This window comes from Clostridium fessum (assembly GCF_003024715.1).
Classification (GTDB): Bacteria; Bacillota; Clostridia; order Lachnospirales; family Lachnospiraceae; genus Otoolea; species Otoolea fessa.
In genome coordinates this window covers 25,118-42,642 of sequence record NZ_PYLO01000007.1, presented here as the reverse complement: position 1 = coordinate 42,642, position 17,525 = coordinate 25,118, and the positions used below count along the sequence as shown (strand labels likewise).

The window sequence follows — 17,525 nt, the reverse complement described above, 5'->3', positions numbered from 1 at the left end:
GGATTCGGTCATTGCATCCGCAAAAAAGGAAGCAGGTGAGCAAACCATTTAAGATCCTCTCACCTGCTTTTCTTATACCTTGATGTTGTCTTTGAAGTATTTCTTCCAAGAAATCTTGAACGCTTAATGGGGTCTGACCCCATTAACTTCATTCACTTTTTGGCTGTGTAGCTAAGGATACCGCAATTAATGTAATCAAAGCAATCGGGAATGCAACAAAAATTGTCTGTAATCCAAATGGAGAACCGGTTGCCTCCCAGATAATACTTAATCCACATCCAATAATCATAGATGAAATGCCTCCCGCTTTTGTAGCTTTTTTCCATACAAGTGCTCCAACAACTGCCGGTGTAATTCCTGCTCCATAAATAGTATAGGACCAATACTGAATTGCAAGAATCGATGGGAAGAAAGTCAGAATAATATAAGCGACAACACCTGCAATCAAAATGAACGCACGGCTGACTTTAAGCTCTTCTTTCTCTGTTGCATTCGGATTGATTTTGCTATATAAATCAATACAGAAGTTAGCTGCTGCAGACAATAGGTATGAATCACCTGTGGTAATAGTAAATGCTGCTGCTGCAGAAAGTACAATACCACCTATAATCGTAGGAAGAAGCGTTGCTGCACCGATCAATGCCTGCCCTGCTGCAATACTGGTTCCAAAATACTGACGTGAAATGAATGCATAGCATGCAACAACCGGCATAATAACAAAGCAAGCAAGCATAGTACCCATCAGACCAACACGAGCTGTTTTTACATCCTTCGCTGCAACAATTCTCTGATAATAGTTCTGATCGGAACAAGTCAGAAGAATCAGCGGAAGATATCCGCCAACCCATTTAAGAAGCGTCTGACCGCCGAAGAACGTAAGGCTTTCCGGATCGTTGGCCTGTGCAGAAGAAATAACCCAATCCCAGCCACCTACTGTACTAATCAGAACCGGTAAGCCAATTGCAAGGCCACCTACCATCAAAAATGCGGACATTGCATCTGTCGTAGCAACTGTCTTCAATCCACCAGAAAGGGCTAGTACAATAACAAGTGCACAACAGATTATTGTACAATAAGTAGTTGGAATACCAGTTGTAGCGTTTAAAATAAATCCAAGACCTCGATACTGATAAGAAACGATAGAAACCATCGCAAGTGCTATGATAACCGCTGATATTGTTCTAGCTTTAGAACCATATTTCGTTTCAAGAAGCTGTGATACCGTGTAACAGTTGCTTTCCCGGATTTTAGGAGTCAGATAACATAAAACACTCATACTGATAACCGGGCAAATCGTAAAAAACAAACCACTCCACAATCCATAATTAAAAGCTAGGCTGTTTCCACCACCGGTTACTGTACCGCCACCCGTATAGGTAGCCAAAATCGTACCAACTGCTACAATCTTTCCAAGGCCTCTTCCTGCTAAGAAAAAATCTTCTTTTCCTTCTTTTTTTACAGCTGCTTTCTTTGCGAAATAAGCTCCCGTTCCAACCAGAGCAATTAAATAAACAATAACAACCAGAAGCATTTTAGGCTGAGCAATTAATTCATGCATAATGTATCCTCCTTTAATGTCAATATCATTTTCCATATTCTATACTAAAAGACCTTCTTTATATACCGCCGATAAATGTTCTGTAAACGCATGTAAATCTACCAATGGATTGGCATCCAGAACTACAATGTCTGCAATTTTTCCTTCTTCTAAAACACCTCTGTCTTTCACCCCAAGTTCCTCCGCAGCAGCCAAAGTTGCACAGCGAATCACCTGAGCAGCTGACATTCCATTTTCCTGCATTGCAACTAATTCTTTAAATATGGATGGGTGCGGGCCGAAATTCGGAGAACCTGCATCACTTCCCGCAACAATCTTCGTACCGATTTTCATGGCTGCTGAAAAAGCCTTTTTTTGATTTTCCTCAACAGCTGATGCCTTCTCTACGATAACATCTGCGATCATTCCTTTTCCTCGAGCCAGTTCTTTATATACCTGCAGAGTCGGAACCCACACCTGCCCATTTTCTTTCATCTTATGAAGAAGTTCTTCATCTAATGCACCTCCGTGCTCAATTGTATCAATTCCGGCATCAATACATTTTGAAATAGCATCTCGTGAAAGTGCATGTGCTGCGACCTTCATATTTAGACGGTGTGCTTCATATGTAATCGCCTTCAACTCATCCGGTGAATACATACATGGACCTACATCTTCCAATCCAGCTGCGCCTCCACTCGCCATGATCTTAATCCAATGAAGGGGTGGAATGCTCATCTCGATATTATAACCTTTCAAACGTTTAATTTTATCAATCAACTGCTCCTTTGTATTCGCAATATAGCCAATCATCGGACAATGTCCATAGGAACCTTGAATTGCACTTCCCGCCGGAACAATATGACTTCCTTTAATCAGTCCAATATTCACAGCTCTTGCCAGAGGAATCGAGCAATCATCATTACAGCCCAAATCGCGTACAGTCGTTACCCCGTTCTTTAAGGATTTTTCCGCCGAAGAAACACCTTTGGCAAAATTTAAATAGTTTCCGTCCCGTACAGTCTCATACATGGGGTCCTTGGCTGTTCCTTCCCATACAAGATGCACATGAGCATCCATAATACCTGGAATCAGATATTTTCCACTGCAGTCCACCTTCTTTGCTTCAGTCGGCGCCTTTTCCTGAACTGATGCAATTTGCTTACCAGTAATTTTTAAATCTGCCTTGATAAATTTTCCTGTTCTTACATCCAGAATTTTACCATTAACCAAATAGAATTCTTCCATACTTCCAACTCCTTCCTGATTTTTCAATCAATGTTGAATATAAATATCCGTAGCTAAAATCAAAATAATGTAATAAAATGAGGATTAAGAATAATTATTTTGATGAACAGATTATAAAAAAAATATAAACTGATTACTTCGTATATCTGATACAATATCAAAAAAACATCTTGTGCAGAATGCACAAGTAGAAAGGAGTCCCTTATGCTATCATTCCTATCATTCATGCAAAAGCTTTCTGCTTATCACGCTTTAAAAAAAGAAAGCATCCTCTATCCAGATTCCCCAATTTTTCACGTTCAAAACAACCTCCCTGTAAGAGAAACATTTACAGAAGCTACCGCATATATTATTCATTCTGATGATTGCCTTCAAATCCCCAAAGACAACCAAAATATACTTTGGATCATTTTGCCGAACGGCACAGATGACACAGAAATCCCTGATTGGATCGAAAACTATGTTATGCTGGCTGAACCTACCGTTCAAACTGAGCTTACATTCCAGCTGCAGCATATACTAAAAGTAGAGCGACGAATTGAAGAAGCTCATTACAAACTCAGCCAATGCCTGATAAACCGTAAAGATGTGAATACCATCCTATCTACAGGTGCAGAACTTCTCAAAAACCCCTTATTTTTATCGGATACATCCACCCGTGTTCTTCACTGGTCTGATCTGAAAGAACTAAAGAAAGTTGATGACGAACTGATTCAATGCATCATCAAACACAATTTTGTAACCTCCGATCTATTCGAAAAATACGACTATAAAACTCTTCTGCCCAGTATCGAACAAACCGAACATGCCTTTATTGAACATTCTAATTACCAGAAGAAGAAAGAACGTCTGATTGTAAAAATTGTTATTGAACACCGATATTTTGGCTGGATCGTAGTGATTCCACAGAAACGTCCCTTTGAAGACGGCGATTGTCAAATACTAGATATTTTAGCAAACGTCCTATCGTTAGAATTAGAGCGAAATAAAATAGGCTTTGCACTCAGTTATCGTGAAAATCTTCTATTTGAACTTATTTCCGGACGCATCCGCAATCAGGAAGAATTTAATTTACGGGCAAAAGGATTTGGCTGGATTCCGGGAGAACACTTCTATACCATGGCTATTGGCTTCCGGGATGCGTACCAATCGGACAATCAAGAACGTTCCATCACTGCTTACAAAAATCATCTTGGTATGATTTATCCAACCTATAAAGCAGTCTGTATCGGCAATATCTTATATCTGCTTCTTGAAACCAAAGATCTGGAATCAGTTGCCAATAACTTGGATAACTTCTTTCAAACTTATCATCTGGCCGCTGGTTGCAGTCACCATTTTTCAAATATCATTGAATTTAGTGCATCTGTAGAACAATCCTTAGAGATTCTACGAATTGGAATGAAACAGAATCCAAGGCAGAATATCTATCGATTTCAGGAATACAATATGCCTTACCTGGTTTCCACTTTGAAAAAATATAGTCAGCCGAACTATTTCTGCCTTCCAGAAATACTCAGATTACAGGCCTATGATCAAGAATTCGGAACCGATTATTTAGATACATTACAAACCTACCTCTTCTTCCGCAATGTAATAACTGCAGCAAATCATCTTCACATTCACAGGAACACTATGAATTACAGAATCCAAAAAATCATTGAAATTACGGGGTTAAAGCTTACCGAAGGCGAGGATTTGTATAAAATATGGCTTAGCTGCCTCATTCTTGGTGTTAATGGGTTCTGCCCCCATTAACTTTGAATCACTTTTTCTTTACCATGCAGCGTTTCTTAAAGAATGAAATACCATGCAAAGAATCTGACCAACGCCCCCACTGTGTATCACACACAGCGAGGGCTTTTTTTGCACTCCAGGAGTTCATTTTATTTCCGTCATAAACTATACACTTCCACCATAAGCCGTATCCCGACTTTCAGACCTTCCTGCTCCGGCTTCAGCTTCTTCCGGTCTCCACCGGGCTTTCTGACTTTATATGCTCTTTTCTCTCCCATAATTATTCGTGCAGCTCCAGCGGCAATCCGTCCGGGTCAAGGCAAAATCAAAATATAAAATTGTGAACTACTCGGTAACTAAGTTACCAGAGCATCTGAAATCTGGCGGGATACCGCCTTTTTTCAGGGTGCGTCCATGACACCACTACTGCTTACCTTTCGGCTATACAGCTACTTTTATTATTTCTGGATTCTTTAGTCCGGTTACGGACAGTTCTTTCTGTTTTCCGGATACGGAAAGATATTTACGCAGGATATTAAATGCTCCTACTGCATCCGCATTATATCTTACTCCATCCGTTATATACATGCCCCGCTCTTTTCTGTTTGATGCTTCTGCATATCTTTTTGATATTTCTGGTGAAAACGGGCTGCACTGGCTGGTATAGCTTTCTTCCCGTTTTGTCAGTGATATTCCATACAGTTTTAGTTTATATTCCAACATGATATAAAGTTTATTATACGGCAGTCCGTGAAACTTCTGGTTTGTCTTGTGCCCTATATCTTTTCCTTTACGGATATTTCGGATATCTCCTATGATTACACAGCTTATCCTTTCTTTTTTACAGTATTCTGCAAGCCATCTGGTCACCTTATGAAGGTAATCCTTTACTGCGTTCTGTTTTTTCCGATAAAGCCTCTTGATATGTTTCGATGATCGGGGATATTTTATGCCGTTTTCCACCTGCTGTGCATACCATATTGATTGAACCCTGCTGATTTCTTTGTGAAAGTATCTTTCCAGCGAAAGATATTTTCTTCCTAGAATAAAACTCCTTCCATTTCCGGAATCATAACAGGTCATCAGATTATGAATTCCAAGATCCATTGATAAATAATGGCCATTCAGGGAAAGCGGTTCTGGTTCTTTGACCTCATAGATAACGATAAGGTCACATTTTCCATCTTCCGGTGGATAGATCCGCAGCTGCTTTATGTGATCCATGTTCCTGAAAATCTTATTTTCAAGATATAGAAATTTTTCATGAATCCCGTAAGTTTCTTCCATGTAGCTTTTCAGATCCTTTGACAGAGACAGCCGTAATTGGCCGGAACCCTTCTCATGCCGAATTCCCATCTGCATGTAAGTGATCGGTATATTGTCCTGTTTAAATTGCGGAGGATTTGGCGCTTTGATCCCGCCGGTCTTTTTAAGAGCATAAAATGATTTCCAGGCTTTATCCAGCTGCTTGCAGGTCTCCTGCGCTGTCTGGGACGGAAGCTGTCTATACCACAGATCTCCTTTATGCGCTTTCTTCTGATAATACCAGTCAGGATACTTCTCCATCCCCAATTCTTTATATCGACGGCGTTCATAGTTGCAGACATTCCAGAGCTTGGAAGCAGCGTAACACATATGCCCTATCATATTAGAATATTCCGGCCGGATATTAACCGATGTTCTGTGCGACAACAGCATTCCCCTTCCCCCTTCAAACAGCCACGCATATGAATATTTACAATTCACATTGAATTAATACGACTCGCTCTGATGTTCAATATAACGACGAATATTTTCCTCAGATACGGATCCGATCGTTTCCACATAATAGGAATGGTTCCACAGTTCTCCCTTCCACAACTGGTTTCTTATTTCCGGAAAACGTTCGAATAATTTCCTGCCTGTGATCCCCTTCAGATACTTGATAATGGCTGTTATTGACAGCTTTGGTGGAGCTGATACAAAACAGTGAACATGATCACCTTCACCACATTCAAATAAATGAACGGTAAAACCTTTATCGTCAGCTATCTGCTGCACGAGTTCCTGTAAGTATTTCTCAACTTCTGGGGTTAATATCTTCCGTCTGTATTTCACCGACCATACCATATGGTAGTTAATATTACACACGCAAGTTCTATAATGTATCAGATTTCCTTTCATACATATAGTATATCATATTGAAGTGTAATACGCAATTATTATTCGAACATATTTTCGTTTTTATTGTATGCCGGTTACGGCATTACCATCAAAGGATGAGAATTATTATACTATTTGCATTGTGCAGATATGCACACTCCTGCGCTTTCATCTCGGTAATTAAATTGCCGAGGATTCCCGCTTATTGTCCTAAACTTGAAATTTCCAAGGTAATTTTGCTTGAGTAATTTCACAAAAAGCCGTTTTTCTGAAATTTCTTCCGTTCTTTATTTTCACAATAAGTTGATTTCTTGAAATTTCTATGCTAAAATAGCCTCAAAAATTTCAATTTCCATTTTTCGGAGGAAAAAAACAATTATGACAAACCGAGCAGGAACACTCGTGAGTAATCTGTCAGGCGAAATGGCGTATGAATCCTTTCGGCCAGCTCCGCTTCCACCAAATCCTCCTATTGAGGTATCTGGTGAGCTTCTCACGAAACTTATTGATGCAAACAAGAAAATAGCAACACTTGAAGGGCTTTCCTCCCGTATACCAAACATGGGACTTTTTGTTTCCATGTATGTCCGTAAAGAAGCCCTTCTTTCCTCACAGATTGAAGGTACACAGTGCACCCTTGAGGATATCTTGAATCCTCTGATTGAAGACAACACCAATCGAGATGTTTCCGATGTTGTTAACTATATCCGTGCGACTGAGTTTGCGCTTGAGCGGCTGAAAACACTACCTCTGTGCAATCGTCTAATTAAAGAAACTCATGCAGTTCTTCTGGAAAGCGCGCGAGGACAGGAAAAGAATCCTGGCGAATTCCGGTATTCACAAAACTGGATTGGCGGTCAGGGAAGTACTCTCAAAAACGCTCGATATATTCCGCCAAATCCTGAAGATATGCTAACAGCCATGTCCGACCTTGAAAAATATATCAATAGTGATGATACTCTTGACCCTTTGATTCAAGCCGCATTAATCCACTATCAATTTGAAACCACTCACCCTTTCCTTGATGGTAATGGACGTGTTGGACGACTTCTCATTACGCTCTTCCTAATGGAAAAAGGCATTCTGTCTACTCCCGCACTCTATATTTCTTATTACCTCAAGATGAACCGTATTGAGTACTATGACCGTATGACTCAGGTGCGACGTACTGGTGATTATGAGCAATGGATTTCTTTTTTCCTTCAGGCTTTTGCAGATTCCGCAGAAGATGCGATTCATACAATTGATTATCTTACTGCATTACACGATAAAAGCACAAAATTATTTGATGCTCTCACAAAGAGACAGCGTACCAGCGTTCTTAAAGTGTTTGCCTATTTGGAATCAAATCCTATTATTGATATTCAGAAAACCTCTACAGCTCTTGACATGTCCTATAATACTGTGTCAAAGGTAGTCTCCATTTTGGTCAATGATGGAATCTTGAAGCAAACAGACAAATCTGGAAAGGCGAAGATATATTCTTATACCGAATACCTCGATATTCTCCGTAAGGACACTTAACGCCTTGACTATCACCGCAAAAAGCGCTCCAAACAATGTCTTTTTCTCAATTTCTTTCACAATCTTCACTCTTATTCTACCACAAGATTACTACAAATGTCTTTCTTCCGTCAAGTCGCACGAAAAAGCGCCTGCACATCCGCACAGGCGCCTTTTCCCAAAATAAATAAGTTGGTGAATAAGTAGTTATTGTATATAAAAATATAATGGAGGCATAATTAATAAATGACTACGCTTCTTTCTCTGCTTCCAGCTGTTTTTTCAGTGTCCTCAGCTGTCCGCCATTTAAGACAACTTCGATTTCTTTATCCGTCAATTCTAATTTAGCCCAGAAGGAGAATCCTTTTGTCTTATCGGTAATCTGTACACGGCGTGCTGCAATCTGCTCCCGCAGGTTATCGATATGAAGCTCATCTGTCTGCTCCAGGAGGTCATAATCAGCTCCATCCTCAAACAACATTGGAATTACGCCATGATTTACCAGGTTTCCCTTATGGATACGGGCAATACTCTTGGCAATGACCGCTTTTACACCCAGATACATGGGATTAATAGCCGCATGCTCACGGGAGGAACCCTGTCCATAGTTTTCACCGCCGATGATAACGCTCTGTCCCATTTCTTTTGCGCGAGCTGCAAATTCCGGATCATATCGATGATAGCAATACTGGGACATCAGCGGAATATTGGAACGCATACTGCTGAACTCAGCACTTGCCGGTGTAATATCATCGGTGGATACATTATCACGGGCTTTTAAGCTGATAGGAGCATCCAGTGTCTCCTGCGGCGGCTCCGGAACCGGAAGAAACTTGATGTTCGGTCCGCGGACAATCTCCACCTTCGCAGCTTCCTCCGGAGACAGCGGCGGAAGAATCATCGAATCATCAATATCGTACTGATCCGGCTCGTGAATTGAATCCAGGATCTTCACATTTTCACCCATAATATCTTCTGCCGTTGCGAAGGTCCCCATAATCGCTGTCGCTGCAGCACTCTCCGGGCTTACCAGATAGATCTTGGCAGTCGGATTCCCGGCACGTCCCTTGAAATTACGGTTGGAGGTGCGGACTGCCACACCGTCGGTCGCCGGAGTCTGACCGATTGCGCAGCACGGACCACAGGCAATCTCCAGAAGACGGACACCTGCATCCAGAAGCATCTCCACATATCCATCGCGCATCAGCTGACGGTACACCTGCTTGGAAGAAACCGCACAGGTACAGCTTACATCCTCATTCACATGATGTCCCTTAAATACAAGTGCTGCTTTTGCAATATCGGCATAGCTTGCATTGGTACAGCTTCCGATAAATACCTGCTGTACTCTCTTCTTTTCCGCCTGATGCAGCGGCATAACATTGTCCGGCTGGTGCGGACATGCGATCAACGGCTCTAACTCGCTTAAATTGATATCGATCGTCTCGTCGTACTCGGCGTCCTCATCCGGAAGAAGCTCTGTGTATGCTTCCGGACGTCCCTGTGCAGCCAGAAATCTCTTTACCTGTGCATCTGCCGGGAAAATGGAAGTGGTCGCGCCCATTTCCGCACCCATGTTTGCGATAGTCGCACGTGCCGGAATCTCCATCTCGGCAACTGCCGGTCCCACGTACTCATATACATTTCCCAGACCGCCCTTGATGGTCACGCGGCGAAGCATTTCCAGGATAACTTCCTTCGAGTTGCAGCCCGGTCTTAATTTACCGGTCAGGTTGACACGGACGACTCTCGGCATCGTCAGACGCATCGGAACACCCGTCATCGCCGTTGCTACATCCATGCCGCCGACACCGATACACAGCATACCGATCGCGCCGCCATGCGGTGTGTGACTGTCTCCGCCCATCGATACCTTGCCTGGCACACCAAAACGGGATACATGAACGGTATGGCAGATGCCGTTGCCCGGTCTGGACACATACACGCCGAATTTCTTTGCTGCGGACTGCAAATAAATGTGGTCGTCCGGCGTCTTATTATCTACATATAATAAATTGTGATCGAGGTAGCTGACGCTGCACTCCGTGCGGACACGGTCCAGCCCGATCGCCTCGAATGCCAGATAAGTCATAACGGCATTGATATCGTGTGTCAATGTCTGATCCACCTTGATAAAAATTTCTTTGCCCGGCGTCATATCGCCCGATACGAAATGTGACTCAATAATCTTTCTGGTAAGTGATTTCCCCATGTTTTGATTTCCTCCATTTGGTTTGTCATATTCTCTCGGAGTCTTTCCTGCACTCCGCCATCTCTATCAGCCCCGCAGCCTTGACCCGGCTGCCCGTCTGTTTTTTCCGTCCTTATTGTAACGCCTGCCTGCGGGGAAAATCCAATTAAGAAAGGGAATGAAGGTATAACTTTCTGTTATCAGGGCTTTTCCCCGTACTCCTCCCTACTCAATTCTTCGCTTCCATTTACGCCTCCTTATTTTCGCTCATTTTTCGTATATCTACAAAATTATATTATATCTTTTATGTATCATTAAAAATTATTTTATTTTATTATGTAATTTTATGTATCTTTTTGTATTTTTCTGACTGTTTTATGTTAGAATCCAGCCATGTTTGGGAGGACAATTTGTATTAGGGAGGAAATTCGAATGAGAAAAATTAAAATGATGACCAGTGCAGTGCTTCTTTCTTTATCCCTGGCTTTTTCTTTAACAGCTTGTGGAACAAAGTCTGAACCGGCAGCCGATACAACAGCGGCTGAAGCCGAAGTCACCGAGACAGAAGGCGAAGCAGAGACTGCCGAAGAAGCGGCGAATGACGAAGAAGAGAAAGTCAAAGTCGGCGTTTCATGGAATGCAGACGAAATCGACGAAGATGCACAGTTATATATAGATGCCGTTACCAAAGCTGGCGGCGAAGCAATTTATCTTCCTCAGATCAAAACCGAGGATGACGCGAAAAATGCTCTGGCAGAAATCGATGCTCTGGTTATGACCGGCGGCGAAGATATTGATCCGAGCTACTACGGCGAAGAGCCAAACGAAAAATTAGAGACTGTAAACGAAGTCAGAGATACTTCTGATTCTCTTTTAATCAAGGCAGCTCTCGATGAGGATATCCCGATGCTCTGCACCTGCCGTGGCATGCAGTTCTTAAACGTATTAAGCGGCGGTACCTTATATCAGGATCTTCCGACTCAGAATCCGTCCGATATCGAACATCGCGATCCGGACCGTAAGGTATTCGCAAAACATGAGATTACCGTAGACAAAGATAACATCGTTGCTGCCGCATTTGGCGGAGAAGGCACCTACACTGTAAACTCCTGGCATCATCAGGCAGTCGATCAGTTAGGTGACAACCTGAAAGTCGTTGCTACTGCTCCAGATGGAATCATCGAAGCAATCGTCAGAGAAGATAAAGACTACGTGATGGGCTTACAGTTCCATCCGGAAGCTATGATCGCTGAAGGTGATGACAGTTTTCTTGCTTTCTACACCAACCTGATCGATCAGGCAAAAGAGGCAGAATAATCACATTTCTCCCAGACAAAACAATATTTTTGATGTTTTAATAACCTCCAGGCGGATGAATCAATCTTTCCGCCCGGAGGTTTTTTGTCCAAGACGCTCTTTTTTATAAAGAAGAATGTGCCTTGGCACATTCTCGCGCCGAGCGCGGTCGCTTGCGACAAACTACATCTTCGCGCGAGTGCGCATCATTGGCACGTTAGTGCCTTTTTGTGTAATAGGGGATCCCAAGGAATTTCCTATTACATAAAAAAGCAGAAGCCCCACGCTCCCGCATGAGACTTCCACCCTACTTTGAATCATTGAATCTTAATTAAATTGTCTCTACTCCCAGCCAATCACATCCCAGACGTCGCTGGTTTCCAGCCCCAGCCGCCATCCGGCTACGCCTGCCAGGTCGTATTTCTTGATTAAATCCATCTTGAGTCCCAGAGACCTTGTCTCCTCCATCCAGAGCTGCTGTTCGCCGTTCTGGCTGTCCAGCCTGCCGTAATACTGACCAGCCGAATCATCCCAGGTCAGATCCATGCCGCTCTCCGACACCCATTTTGTCGCCTCGGAGATTCCCATCGCACGGGAGGACGCATTGTCGCCGCTTCCCGTCCAGAGCCTTGTGTAGAACGGGACTGCGTTGATTACCTTTTCCTTCGGAACCAGGGAAAGCATATCTTTGATGCCGTTTTCGACATATCCGATCGAAGAAACAGAACCGGCTTCGCCGCCTGCATAGTGCTCATCATAACCCATGATAATCACATAATCTGCGACGTTGCCCTGCTCTTTCTGGTTGTAGAAACGGTTATATACCGCCGGAACATAGTTATCGACCGACAGCACCAGCCCTTTCTTACGGCAGGAAACCGACAGCTCGCGGATAAACTCAATGTAATGGACACCCGCCGCCGTCTTCAAACTCTCAAAATCCAGATTGATACCGTCAAATCCATAACGGTCCGCCTCTGTCATCATATTTTCAATCAGTTTTTCGCGCACAGACGTCCTGGAAAGAAGCACCTCCGCCTGCACGTTCTTGCTGCATTCGCGGCTGAAATTGTCGAGTACCGCCCAGACCTGCAGACCTTTTTCATGCGCCCGATCCACATAGGACTTATCTGCCAGAGATTCATACGCGCCGCTGTTGCTGCTAAGCGTAAACCACGTCGGCGCGATGACATTGACACCTTTCGTCTTTGCAATCAGAGAATCCATCGCCTGGTTTGCCGCCGCGATCGTTACCTGATGCCAGACCATCACAATCTTCTGATCCAGTGAAATATTCTGGTAGACCGGAGCAGTAAAATCACTCTTTAACGTCTCCTCATGCAGATTTTTCATCTTCCACTTGTGCATATATCCGATATGACCGTCCGGTGTCATGACTCTCGCCCAGTTGTCATACTGTTCCAGCACCGTCACTGTCCCGCCGCGCTTTATCTCAGTCACAATCGGGCTTTTCAAGCCGCCTCTTAAGCGGATCTTGGCGCTCCACGCCGCATCTGCCACCGTGACCGGATCCCAGTTATTTTCCACGAAAACCCGCTTCTGTGCCTCACCATCATACGCCTGCAGACGCACATCGGTGTATTTCTGAATCAGAGCCAGTGAAAGATAAACTGCATCGCCATCCCGGTAAAGGATCTTTTTTCCGTCCTCATCCACTGTCGTCTCGTCGCTTTTCACGATCTCCTCCGGCAGGGCGTACACCAGTATTTCCTCATTGGCATCCCAGTAAAAACGTTCATTTAAGTTCGCATCTACCCACGTAGCCGGCAGATACGTCTGCCCGTCCACGTAGACCCCGCTCTCCTCCTGACGTTCATAGTTCAGATACAGCGCCACCCGGTCGCTGCCGCCCGCCGCGTACAGAGCATCCAGATCCGCCCTCTCCCGGCTTGGCATATATTTGACCGCTGCAATCACACCAACGGCTGCCACGATTAAAAACAGCACAAACCCGAAAATCCGTCCCAGACAGCCCGAACGTGCTTTCCTTGATCTTCCTCTTTCCATGTTTTCCTCCGGTGTATGTTAAGGTAATACCATAAGCACTAAACTCGAAAATACCTCGCTAAGTGCCCTTATTATATCACACCAGCTCCATGGAATGTTGACTTTTTTCTTAACTCCTCTTTCATTTTCCCTGTAATAGGTTACTGTTTACGCATACGTGCCCAGTAACTGTAATAGCACCATCTAAACAGTTCTCACCATTTTCTCCGAAAGAAAAATCCGGCGGACTGTCCAGATACGGACAAAACGGCACCTCTCTTATCACCGGTTGTAAACCCGGTCAAAATGTATCTCTGTCAGCACTCCTGTCTCCGCTCCGACGTAATCAGCCATATAAAACGAGCCGTCCTCCCGGAACTCACACAGCTTCCTGTATTCTTCTGGCCTGCACTCCCTCCCATCAATTAAAATCTGGATTCCTTTACTCTTATATCGCTGTAATCCCTCGACAAATATTCTCTGCTGTTCCCTACGCCTCCTCTCTGCCTCTTCTTTTTTACTTTTTCTTACTACCATTCCACACCTTCTCCATTCCGCGAAAACAGACCATTCTGCCTTTTCTGACCTTTCGGAGATAATCGGTAATTTATAACCCCAGGTCTGCCTCGCTTATCGTAGGAATTTTCCAAAAAAAGTCATGGACTCTCCCGTAACCATCAATGCGTTCTTCTGCAGTGGGATTCGCCGGATCCGGATATCCAGATATTGCTCTGCCATTTTTACAGCTTCCTCTTCTCCAAATGAGACGAAATACTCACACCATTTTTTCCATTTTTGCTTTTCTGCTGCCAATGCCGCAAAATCTGCCAGCTGCCATCCGCTGACCGAACCGACCAGAAAACAGCGGCTGCATCGAAAAAAGGCATCCTGATTCTTCTGTGTCAAGGCTCCGAAGTCGATCACCATCGCCTCCATCCCCCTTTCCGAACAATCGTACCATTCTGCACGTTCAGCCTTTTGATAGAAAAAAATTCCCCTAATTTCAAACGGCTGTCCTGCCCCGTCTATAACCGGTTTTTCCCTTCTTTTTCCCGTCCGGAATATCTTTTCAAGCTGTGCAAATGAGCCGCTCTCATTTTGTTCCAGAACCGCCGTTCGCCGGCACAGAACCCCGGACAGATATGCTGCCGTCATAAGCGAAAAGTGTGTCACCCCAACCGATGGTCCGCTCCCGGCTATCCCGATACATTCCAAGCGTTCTGTCCCGACCTGCTTTGTGTCTGGCACTGGTTTTTGCCTGAATTTTCGCCCCACTTTTGAGCTTTCGCCCCGTTTTCCGATTTTAATCTGTATTTCCTCCTATTTCCACTGCCACGGGAATCCACCCATAAAGCGCTCCCACCTTCGCCGGATGTTCCGCCAGAGTCCCCCTTCTTTTGCTGCCTGCCTGGTCCCCCGTCCTTTTTTGAGAGCTGCCTCCCAGAAAATCCTTTCAAAAAATTCTGTCTCCTCCGCTGCCTCATTTTCCTGCCCCCGCCTTCCGCCTGCATCGAACGGCGGGGTTAAAAACGGAAGCCGCAGATACCTAAGATGCCGGACCTCCTCCGGAAGATAATCCCGCCCGCATTTTCTGTGATTTAATAAAATCTGGAGTCCCTCTTCTGCTCCCAGAAACCGGATCGCCCGCAGAGAATCTTCTTTCTCCCACGGCTGCAATCCACAGACGAAAAGAATCAAATCATACTCCCCCTCCAGAACCGTCTGGAGCTCGGTTCCGCAGTCATCTAAAATCACTTCAAACACTGGCTGTTCCAGCTGCACCACATCGCTGTATCTGGGTTTCAACGCCAGACCGTCCATGTAATAAATTCCATGTTCATCCGGCGCCAGCCCATACCAGGATGCCAGCCTGCGGACTGCCCCCGTGTCATTCTGCTCCCTGTAAAGGCAGGAAACTCCTTTCTGCCGCAGATATCGGACCGCGCCAAGTGCGGTATGTGTAACCCCGATTCCGCTCCGGCTGCCTGCTGCGGCAATCCTGAGAAGTGGTATATGACGTTCTGCAAATATGCGCGCCTCCAGTTTTTCCAATGCCTTTAACACTTCCCGGACACTCTGGCAGCGCTCTTTTTTCTCTATTCTGAGACATCGCCCCATAAGAATGTACAGATCTCCCCGACAGCTTCCCTGTCCTGCTTTTATCTCCCCCTCTGGGGCATGCCCTGTCCCCATATAGTACAGGAGGGCGCCAATGGCATAGATGTCGGTCCTCTCATCCAGAGTCCCTCCCTCGTACTGTTCGGGGGCTGCAAAGCCTTTTGTTCCATAGCAAACAGATCGTTCCTGGCTCAAAGACGCCAGTGCCGCCTGATCAAAATCAATCAATTTTAATTGTTCCCGGCAGATTAGAAGATTCCCGGGGTGGAGATCTAAATATAAGATTGGATTTGGTTTGAATGAATGCAGATAATTCATGATCCGGCAAAGCTCAATTCCCAGACGGATAAGCTCTCCCGTTTGCAGACTGCCCGTTCTCTCAATTCGGGCATACAACGACTCACCGCACAGATATTCCTCGATGAGATAATAATAATTTTCGTCAATTTCCAGATCGTAGATGATCGGGATTCCCGGATGGCGCAGCCGCTTCAAAAGCGCTGCTTCCTGAATGAAACCGCTCTCTGTCCGCCTGACACGCTTAATCGCTCTCTCTTCATCAAGCCCCAGATGCCTGGCTAAAAAAACAGTTCCGCTCCGACCGCGTCCGATCACACGTTCCAGCTGGTATTTTCCAAATAGAACGGCTGCTTCCGTACCGCGCCTCCTTTCGGTCTATACCACCTCTCAAGATTCATTGTATACGATCCCCTCGGTTCCCGCAACCGTTTTTAGAAAGATTTTATGCTTTTTTTTCATATTCAAATTGCCAAGTGATTATATTATATAGTATGATGAATACCAAGGTTCCAAAGTCCAAAACATGAGTAAGCAGCCTTTTTCCGCAGAAAAATGAGCGGCTTACGAATGTCTTGCAAAATTGCGGAAGTGCGAAGCACGAAGCATTCGGTATCTTAACCACCCAAAAGACAAGGAAGTGAAAATCCATGAAAATAGAACGCATCAACGAAAACCAGATCCGCTGCACCCTGACAAGCAGCGATCTGAGCGCCCGCAACTTAAATCTGGGCGAACTCGCCTATGGCACGGAAAAGGCGAAAAAACTGTTCCATGAAATGATCCAGAAGGCATCGAATGAAGTCGGCTTCGAGGCGGACGATATTCCTCTGATGGTGGAAGCAATTCCGCTCTCCAGTGAGAGCATCATGCTGATCATTACCAAGATCGAGGACCCGGAAGAGCTGGACACCCGCTTTTCACGCTTTTCCCCGGGAAACGAGGACGAGCCTCTGACAGCGCTTGCCAACGAGCTTTTAGAGGGCGCGGACGGGCTTTTAAGCCTATTTACTGACAATGGCAAAAATACTGCCGCAAGCCCGCTGACCGGTTCGGACGCGCCTTCCACTGAAAATGCAGAGCCAGGTTCCAAACTGCCGGCAGCGCGTATTTTTACTTTCGGCTCCCTCGACGAGGTCTGCCGGGCAGCGCGCATCGCAGCTCCAGTCTGCGAAACACCGAACACGCTTTATAAACACCCGTCCGATGGTCGTTACTACCTTGTTGTCCGCCAGACAGCCGACAGCACCGACGCATTCAACCGCCTGTGCAATCTCCTGTCCGAGTACAGCGAACCATTAAAGACTGCCGCTGCCCCGAATGCATTTGAGGCATACTATGAGGAGCATTATGAGACGATCGTCCGGGAGCACGCGCTCTCAACGCTCTCGACCCTGTAGGAATACTGACTTCCAGAAAAATCGGTTTTTTCCATTGCTTTTATTTTAG

Annotated in this window: 13 protein-coding genes; 4 read left to right on the top strand and 9 right to left on the bottom strand. The window is 44.9% G+C overall.

The window, feature by feature from the left end:
* Positions 1-148 precede the first annotated feature (148 nt).
* A complete protein-coding gene (locus C7U56_RS14545) occupies positions 149-1,558 on the bottom strand; it encodes a sodium:solute symporter family protein (protein WP_181357267.1) in 1,410 nt (469 codons plus the stop codon).
* A 39-nt stretch (positions 1,559-1,597) separates the two neighbouring features.
* Entirely contained in the window at positions 1,598-2,785 is a 1,188-nt protein-coding gene (locus tag C7U56_RS14540; RefSeq protein WP_107001821.1) for a metal-dependent hydrolase family protein, read from the bottom strand.
* A gap of 204 nt (positions 2,786-2,989) precedes the next feature.
* Between C7U56_RS14540 and C7U56_RS14535 the strand changes: the two genes are divergently transcribed.
* Complete coding sequence (locus C7U56_RS14535; protein WP_107001820.1) at positions 2,990-4,543, top strand: PucR family transcriptional regulator; 1,554 nt, start codon at positions 2,990-2,992, stop codon at positions 4,541-4,543.
* Positions 4,544-4,963: 420 nt separating this feature from the next.
* Here the strand turns inward: C7U56_RS14535 and C7U56_RS14530 are convergent, their stop codons facing one another.
* Together C7U56_RS14530 and tnpA are read right to left on the bottom strand one after the other, a co-directional pair.
* Complete coding sequence (locus tag C7U56_RS14530; protein ID WP_267895354.1) at positions 4,964-6,169, bottom strand: RNA-guided endonuclease InsQ/TnpB family protein; 1,206 nt, start codon at positions 6,167-6,169, stop codon at positions 4,964-4,966.
* A 105-nt stretch (positions 6,170-6,274) separates the two neighbouring features.
* A complete protein-coding gene (gene tnpA, locus C7U56_RS14525) occupies positions 6,275-6,685 on the bottom strand; it encodes an IS200/IS605 family transposase (protein ID WP_107001819.1) in 411 nt (136 codons plus the stop codon).
* A gap of 357 nt (positions 6,686-7,042) precedes the next feature.
* Here tnpA and C7U56_RS14520 point away from each other — a divergent pair, with 357 nt between their 5' ends.
* Positions 7,043-8,188, top strand: a complete 1,146-nt coding sequence (locus tag C7U56_RS14520) for a Fic family protein (protein WP_107001818.1) — start codon at positions 7,043-7,045, stop codon at positions 8,186-8,188.
* Between the two features lie 229 nt (positions 8,189-8,417).
* Here C7U56_RS14520 and C7U56_RS14515 read toward each other — a convergent pair whose 3' ends face one another.
* Positions 8,418-10,379, bottom strand: coding sequence for an aconitate hydratase (locus C7U56_RS14515; RefSeq protein WP_107001817.1), 1,962 nt, complete (start codon positions 10,377-10,379; stop codon positions 8,418-8,420).
* Positions 10,380-10,790: 411 nt separating this feature from the next.
* Between C7U56_RS14515 and C7U56_RS14510 the strand changes: the two genes are divergently transcribed.
* Positions 10,791-11,675 carry a gamma-glutamyl-gamma-aminobutyrate hydrolase family protein gene (locus C7U56_RS14510; protein WP_181357266.1) on the top strand — a complete coding sequence of 295 codons (885 nt, stop codon included), beginning with the start codon at positions 10,791-10,793 and terminating at the stop codon, positions 11,673-11,675.
* A 321-nt stretch (positions 11,676-11,996) separates the two neighbouring features.
* Here the strand turns inward: C7U56_RS14510 and C7U56_RS14505 are convergent, their stop codons facing one another.
* The 4 genes from C7U56_RS14505 to C7U56_RS14490 all read right to left on the bottom strand — a co-directional run bounded on the left by C7U56_RS14505 (position 11,997) and on the right by C7U56_RS14490 (position 16,394).
* Entirely contained in the window at positions 11,997-13,682 is a 1,686-nt protein-coding gene (locus C7U56_RS14505) for a glycosyl hydrolase family 18 protein (protein WP_107001815.1), read from the bottom strand.
* Between the two features lie 261 nt (positions 13,683-13,943).
* Positions 13,944-14,198 (bottom strand): hypothetical protein, encoded by a 255-nt coding sequence (locus C7U56_RS14500; RefSeq protein ID WP_022358865.1) that lies wholly within the window; start codon positions 14,196-14,198, stop codon positions 13,944-13,946.
* Between the two features lie 93 nt (positions 14,199-14,291).
* On the bottom strand, positions 14,292-14,909 hold the full coding sequence (locus C7U56_RS14495; protein WP_146143932.1) for a hypothetical protein: 618 nt from the start codon (positions 14,907-14,909) through the stop codon (positions 14,292-14,294).
* A 72-nt stretch (positions 14,910-14,981) separates the two neighbouring features.
* Entirely contained in the window at positions 14,982-16,394 is a 1,413-nt protein-coding gene (locus C7U56_RS14490) for a serine/threonine protein kinase (RefSeq protein ID WP_181357265.1), read from the bottom strand.
* A gap of 332 nt (positions 16,395-16,726) precedes the next feature.
* Between C7U56_RS14490 and C7U56_RS14485 the strand changes: the two genes are divergently transcribed.
* A complete protein-coding gene (locus tag C7U56_RS14485) occupies positions 16,727-17,476 on the top strand; it encodes an adaptor protein MecA (RefSeq protein WP_107001812.1) in 750 nt (249 codons plus the stop codon).
* Positions 17,477-17,525 lie beyond the last annotated feature (49 nt).

What these genes read in the sequence shown, in the direction of transcription:
- C7U56_RS14535 (WP_107001820.1), top strand. Translation starts at nt 2,990, where the DNA reads ATGCTATCATTCCTATCATTCATGCAAAAGCTTTCTGCTTATCACGCT.
- C7U56_RS14505 (WP_107001815.1), bottom strand. Translation starts at nt 13,682, where the DNA reads ATGGAAAGAGGAAGATCAAGGAAAGCACGTTCGGGCTGTCTGGGACGG.
- C7U56_RS14510 (WP_181357266.1), top strand. Translation starts at nt 10,791, where the DNA reads ATGAGAAAAATTAAAATGATGACCAGTGCAGTGCTTCTTTCTTTATCC.
- C7U56_RS14530 (WP_267895354.1), bottom strand. Translation starts at nt 6,169, where the DNA reads ATGATAGGGCATATGTGTTACGCTGCTTCCAAGCTCTGGAATGTCTGC.
- C7U56_RS14540 (WP_107001821.1), bottom strand. Translation starts at nt 2,785, where the DNA reads ATGGAAGAATTCTATTTGGTTAATGGTAAAATTCTGGATGTAAGAACA.
- C7U56_RS14520 (WP_107001818.1), top strand. Translation starts at nt 7,043, where the DNA reads ATGACAAACCGAGCAGGAACACTCGTGAGTAATCTGTCAGGCGAAATG.
- C7U56_RS14515 (WP_107001817.1), bottom strand. Translation starts at nt 10,379, where the DNA reads ATGGGGAAATCACTTACCAGAAAGATTATTGAGTCACATTTCGTATCG.
- C7U56_RS14485 (WP_107001812.1), top strand. Translation starts at nt 16,727, where the DNA reads ATGAAAATAGAACGCATCAACGAAAACCAGATCCGCTGCACCCTGACA.
- C7U56_RS14545 (WP_181357267.1), bottom strand. Translation starts at nt 1,558, where the DNA reads ATGCATGAATTAATTGCTCAGCCTAAAATGCTTCTGGTTGTTATTGTT.
- tnpA (WP_107001819.1), bottom strand. Translation starts at nt 6,685, where the DNA reads ATGAAAGGAAATCTGATACATTATAGAACTTGCGTGTGTAATATTAAC.
- C7U56_RS14500 (WP_022358865.1), bottom strand. Translation starts at nt 14,198, where the DNA reads ATGGTAGTAAGAAAAAGTAAAAAAGAAGAGGCAGAGAGGAGGCGTAGG.